Source organism: Devosia sp., assembly GCF_041917035.1.
Lineage (GTDB): Bacteria > Pseudomonadota > Alphaproteobacteria > Rhizobiales > Devosiaceae > Devosia_A.
Map to the genome: position 1 here is coordinate 1 of NZ_JAYRYM010000277.1, position 4,514 is coordinate 4,514.

Annotated in this window: 9 protein-coding genes; 7 read left to right on the top strand and 2 right to left on the bottom strand. The window is 68.8% G+C overall.

Going from position 1 to position 4,514, the window contains the following annotated elements:
• The 4 genes from uraD to ACE3TU_RS19220 form a co-directional block, all read left to right on the top strand.
• On the top strand, nt 1-238 hold a 238-nt coding region (gene uraD, locus ACE3TU_RS19205), incomplete at its 5' end, for a 2-oxo-4-hydroxy-4-carboxy-5-ureidoimidazoline decarboxylase (protein WP_374627152.1).
• 180 nt (nt 239-418) lie between these two features.
• Entirely contained in the window at nt 419-769 is a 351-nt protein-coding gene (locus ACE3TU_RS19210) for an ArsR/SmtB family transcription factor (RefSeq protein ID WP_374627154.1), read from the top strand.
• A gap of 8 nt (nt 770-777) precedes the next feature.
• On the top strand, nt 778-1,260 hold the full coding sequence (locus ACE3TU_RS19215) for an SRPBCC family protein (protein ID WP_374627156.1): 483 nt from the start codon (nt 778-780) through the stop codon (nt 1,258-1,260).
• 109 nt (nt 1,261-1,369) lie between these two features.
• Nucleotides 1,370-1,831, top strand: coding sequence for a VOC family protein (locus ACE3TU_RS19220; RefSeq protein ID WP_374627158.1), 462 nt, complete (start codon nt 1,370-1,372; stop codon nt 1,829-1,831).
• A 17-nt stretch (nt 1,832-1,848) separates the two neighbouring features.
• Here ACE3TU_RS19220 and ACE3TU_RS19225 read toward each other — a convergent pair whose 3' ends face one another.
• Complete coding sequence (locus ACE3TU_RS19225) at nt 1,849-2,043, bottom strand: hypothetical protein (RefSeq protein WP_374627160.1); 195 nt, start codon at nt 2,041-2,043, stop codon at nt 1,849-1,851.
• A 2-nt stretch (nt 2,044-2,045) separates the two neighbouring features.
• Nucleotides 2,046-2,276 carry a hypothetical protein gene (locus tag ACE3TU_RS19230; protein WP_374627162.1) on the bottom strand — a complete coding sequence of 77 codons (231 nt, stop codon included), beginning with the start codon at nt 2,274-2,276 and terminating at the stop codon, nt 2,046-2,048.
• A gap of 186 nt (nt 2,277-2,462) precedes the next feature.
• On the opposite strand from ACE3TU_RS19230, the gene ACE3TU_RS19235 reads away from it, so the two are divergent.
• The 3 genes from ACE3TU_RS19235 to ACE3TU_RS19245 all read left to right on the top strand — a co-directional run.
• Nucleotides 2,463-3,284, top strand: coding sequence for a bifunctional allantoicase/(S)-ureidoglycine aminohydrolase (locus tag ACE3TU_RS19235; protein WP_374627164.1), 822 nt, complete (start codon nt 2,463-2,465; stop codon nt 3,282-3,284).
• Nucleotides 3,285-3,294: 10 nt separating this feature from the next.
• The gene (locus ACE3TU_RS19240) at nt 3,295-3,789 is read left to right on the top strand and encodes an ureidoglycolate lyase (RefSeq protein ID WP_374627166.1); all 495 of its coding nucleotides are present in this window, start codon (nt 3,295-3,297) and stop codon (nt 3,787-3,789) included.
• A 106-nt stretch (nt 3,790-3,895) separates the two neighbouring features.
• Nucleotides 3,896-4,514: YbaY family lipoprotein (locus ACE3TU_RS19245; protein ID WP_374627169.1), on the top strand; the 619-nt coding region annotated here is incomplete at its 3' end.

Sequence of the window (4,514 nt, forward strand, 5' to 3'; positions counted from 1 at the left end):
GGCCGGGCTCGACGCGCTGACCGACGCGGAACGGGCACGGTTCAGCGAACTCAACTCGGCCTATGTCGACAGGTTCGGATTCCCCTTCATCATCGCCGTGCGCGACAACACCAAGGCGCAGATCCTCACCGCCTTCGAGCGCCGCATCGGCGCCGACCGCGACACGGAGCTTGCTACCGCCTGCCGCCAGGTCGAACGCATCGCCGAACTGCGGCTGCGGCAAATCCTCGGCGGCTGAGCGGAATGTGCCGGGGGTGATAGGCCCCACGACGGGCTTCGCCGGCTCCCCTCCCCGCCAGCGGGGAGGATCGGCCGGCGCTCCGCGTCACCGGACTTCGGCAAGCCGTCGCGCCCGCGGCACTTGACAGGCCAGGGATTCGATCATAACCATTCTGTTATATAGAAGATCGGTTATGAAATGGCCTCGACAGTACACCAGCTCGACCTGACCTTTGCCGCCCTCGCCGACCCGACCCGTCGGGCCATCCTTGCCCGTCTGGCCGAGGGCGAGGCATCGGTGCTGGAGCTGGCCGAGCCCTTCGAGATGAGCCAGCCGGCGATCTCGCGGCACATCAAGGTGCTCGAACAGGCTGGCCTCGTCAGCCGCGGGCGTGACGCGCAGCGCCGTCCGGTGCGTATCGAGGCCGCCCCCCTCGCAGAGGCTGTCGGCTGGCTCGAGGCCTATCGCGGCTTCTGGGAGGCGAGCTATGACCGCCTCGACGGCCTGCTCGCCGTGCTCCAGGCCGTCCCTCCCGGCCGCAAGCAGTAGGGGACACGATGTTCAGGCCGCTCTCCATCAGTATGCCCTCCGACCGCGAGATCGTCGTCACCCGGGACTTCGCCGCGCCGCCCGACCTGGTGTTCGACTGCTGGACCGTGCCGGCCCTGATCCGCCGCTGGCTCGGCCCGGCCGACTGGGTGATGACCGTCTGCGAGTTCGATGCACGGGTCGGCGGAGCGTGGCGCTTTGTCTCCCGCGGCCCGACCGGTTTCGAGATGGGGCATGGCGGCACCATTCTCGAACTCGACCGCCCGCGCTGGATCAGGACCACCGAACGCTACGACATGGACTGGACCGGCGGCGAGACGCTCAACAGCAATGCCTTCACCCCCACCGAGGCCGGGACACGCTCGGTGCTGACGGTGCTCTATGCCAGCAAGGAGGCGCGCGACGGCGCCGCCGCAACGCCGATGGCCGAAGGCATGGAGTCCGGCTTCCGCCGCCTCGACACGCTGCTGGCCGAACGTCCGGACGGCTGATCCGCCCGGCCTCGCCTGAACTCCCACTGCGACCAACTGCCTTGCCAGACCCTGCGCCTGGCGAGAATGGCCCCCTCAACACCACGACACCGAGCAAAGGACCACCGAAATGCCCAAGATCATGCCCTGCCTGTGGATCGACGACCGCATCGAGGAGATGGTCAACTTCTATGTGGCGACCTTCGGCGATGCCGAGATCCGCGATACCCAGCGCTACCCGGACGGCCGCGTCCTCACCATGACCTTCCGGCTCCGCGATCAGGAATTCATGGCGCTCAATTGCGGCGCGCGCTTTCCGTTCACCGAGGCGGTCTCGTTCTCGGTCGACTGCAAGGACCAGGCCGAGGTGGACTATTTCTGGGCGGCGCTGACGGCGGACGGCGGCGCCGAGTCGATGTGCGGCTGGTGCCGTGACCGGTTCGGCCTCAGCTGGCAGATTGTGCCGCAGCGGCTGGTCGAACTGGTCTGGGACAGCACGGACAAGGCGGCCGGGGCACGGGCCCAGCAGGCGATGTTCCAGATGCGCAAGATCGTCATCGCCGATCTCGAGAAGGCGCACGCGGGTCTGTGACGGTTGGCGCGGCGGCGTCAGTCGTCGCCGCCGCCATCCCCGACATCGTCTTCCTCCGGCCCCTCGGCCTCGGCCAGCGGCTTCCGCTCCTGGTCGTAGAACCACAACCAAATGCCGATCGGCACGATGAGGAACGCGTAGGGCCAGTACTGCATCACCAGCGCCTCGACCGGCTCCCGGAAAGAGCCCTGGAAGTCCCTGAGCCAGTCCATGGCTAGCGCGACGGCGGCCGGCCCGGATCGTCGTGGGGCTCGCCATCCTCCCAGGCGATCGACGTGTCGGGCTCTGTGTCGCGCCCGTGCAGCAGCCGATCGAGCCAGAGCCGCACCGCCCGTCCGGCTTCCTCGAGGAGAGCCGGGTCGATCAGGGTGGGCTGCAACTGGTGATGGCGCTGGTCCATTGGCCCAGCCTGCGCCGCAAAGATGAACGTTTCCTGACCAGACATCGCCGCACTCCCCCGTTGCACCGACGTGGAGCTGAACTCCCATCTCTCACCGATCGGCGCGCATTGTACGGCGGGTCCGGACGGCGGGGATAAGTTCAGCGCCCTGCGGGAGAACGAGCGCCGCTACTGTGCGGGCCGTCGCATCTGCGCTAAGAGGACTGATCGATCACCAGAACCGCGCGTGCCATGGCCCCCACCACCTATGCCGGCCCGAGTGCCGGCCTGCCCGGCCAGATGGCCCTCCACACCGGCCGCGCCGTGTTCACCGAGGCCTATGCGCTGATCCCGCGCGGGGTGATGCGCGACATCGTGACGAGCTACCTGCCGCACTGGACGCAGACCAGGGCCTGGGTCATCGCCCGGCCGATGACCGGCTTTGCCGAGACCTTTTCGCAGTACGTGGTGGAGGTATTTCCCGGCGGCGGCAGCGAGCGCCCGGAGCCCGAAGCCGGCGTCGAGGGCGTGCTGTTCGTCGTCGAGGGCCAGGCCAGCCTGACGATCGGCGGCAAATCCCACCTACTGAAGGCGGGGGGCTATGCCTACCTGCCGCCCTCGAGCCAGTGGACGCTCGACAACCGGGGCTCCGTCGCGACGCGTTTCCACTGGCTCCGCAAGCGCTACGACAAGGTGGACGGCATCGACGCGCCGGAAGCCTTCGTCGCCAACGAGCAGGACGAGCCGATCATCTGGATGCCGGACACCAACAGCACCTGGGGCACGACCCGCTTCGTCGACCCCACCGACGTCCGGCACGACATGCACGTCAACATCGTGACGCTCGAGCCGGGCGCGGTGATCCCGTTCGAAGAGACCCACGTCATGGAGCACGGGCTCTACGTGCTCGAGGGCAAGGCGGTGTACCGGCTCAACCGCGACTGGGTCGAGGTCGAGGCCGGCGACTTCATGTGGCTGCGCGCCTTCTGCCCGCAGGCCTGCTACGCCGGCCCGCAGCGGTTCCGCTACCTGCTCTACAAGGATGTGAACCGGCACATGAAGCTGACGCTCTAGGGGACGGCGGATGGACAGCATCGTGATCGAGCCGCTGAGCCGCGAGGCCTTCGCGCCATTCGGCCAGGTGATCGCCGCCGACGACATGGCCCACCACTACCCGATCAATTCCGGCCGAACCGAGCGCTACCACGACCTGGCGCGGGTGGAACTGGGCGGCGTGCACGCCCGGCCGCTGATCTCGATCTTCCGCGGCCAGCCCTGCGCGTTGCCGCTGACCCTGCGCCTGGTCGAACGCCATCCGCTGGGCAGCCAGGCCTTTTTCCCGCTCGCCCCGCGCCCCTGGCTCTCGATCGTGGCGCCCGACCGGCAGGGTACCCCCGGACGGCCGCGGGCCTTCCTCGTTCCGGCGGGCACCGGGGTGAACATTGCCATGAACACCTGGCACGGGGTGCTGACCCCGCTTGAGGCGCCGAGCGATTTTCTCGTCGTCGATCGCGGCGGTGAGGGCAACAATCTCGAGGAACATCTGTTCGACGCGCCATTCCTCGTCGTCGCCAGCTAGCCTGTTCTGCGGGCCGGGTCCGGCGGGTCCGGCGACTATTGCGCGCGGCCGTTGCATTTCTTCCATAATTCTGCGGGAGACTGCGACCACCCGAGAGGAGGGCTCGATGTTCCGCATCCACCTGGCGCTGGCGGCGATGGCCGCCCTGATGCTGTCGTTCGCCGCCCCGGCCATGGGCGCCAAGCTGACCATCAGCGGCGATGTCACCTACCGGGAGCGGATCGCGCTGCCGGCCGGCGCCACACTCTCGGTTGCGCTGGTGGACCTGGCGGCACCCGAAACCGAGGGCATCTCGGCGACCGCGCCGATCGCGGCGCGCGGCCAGGTGCCGCTGACCTTCACGCTGAACGTCGACGAGAGCCTCCTCGAGACCGGCCGCCGCTACGGCCTCGTCGCCCGGATCGTCGCCGAGGATGGCGCCGTCTGGTTCCGCAATGCCGAGCCCTACCCGCTCGACCTGCCGGACCTCGCCACCCCGATCCTGATCACCGTCGGCTTCGCCGGACGCGTCGAGACCCCGGAAGCTGCGCCGCCGCCGATCCTCGATGTCACCTGGAAGGTGGAAATGCTGGACGGGCAGCCGGTCCTGGGCGGCCCCGCCCCCTCGCTCTCGATCGCGAGGGATCTGCGGGCCGGCGGCCGCGGCGGCTGCAATTCCTGGTTTGCGCAGGCCGCGCTGACGGACGACCGCCTCGCCTTCAGCGCCGTCGCCGCGACCCGCATGG

Excerpts from the sequence above, each read along its gene's own strand:
- ACE3TU_RS19210 (WP_374627154.1), top strand. The coding sequence starts at position 419 with ATGGCCTCGACAGTACACCAGCTCGACCTGACCTTTGCCGCCCTCGCC.
- ACE3TU_RS19215 (WP_374627156.1), top strand. The coding sequence starts at position 778 with ATGTTCAGGCCGCTCTCCATCAGTATGCCCTCCGACCGCGAGATCGTC.
- ACE3TU_RS19220 (WP_374627158.1), top strand. The coding sequence starts at position 1,370 with ATGCCCAAGATCATGCCCTGCCTGTGGATCGACGACCGCATCGAGGAG.
- ACE3TU_RS19225 (WP_374627160.1), bottom strand. The coding sequence starts at position 2,043 with ATGGACTGGCTCAGGGACTTCCAGGGCTCTTTCCGGGAGCCGGTCGAG.
- ACE3TU_RS19230 (WP_374627162.1), bottom strand. The coding sequence starts at position 2,276 with ATGTCTGGTCAGGAAACGTTCATCTTTGCGGCGCAGGCTGGGCCAATG.
- ACE3TU_RS19235 (WP_374627164.1), top strand. The coding sequence starts at position 2,463 with ATGGCCCCCACCACCTATGCCGGCCCGAGTGCCGGCCTGCCCGGCCAG.
- ACE3TU_RS19240 (WP_374627166.1), top strand. The coding sequence starts at position 3,295 with ATGGACAGCATCGTGATCGAGCCGCTGAGCCGCGAGGCCTTCGCGCCA.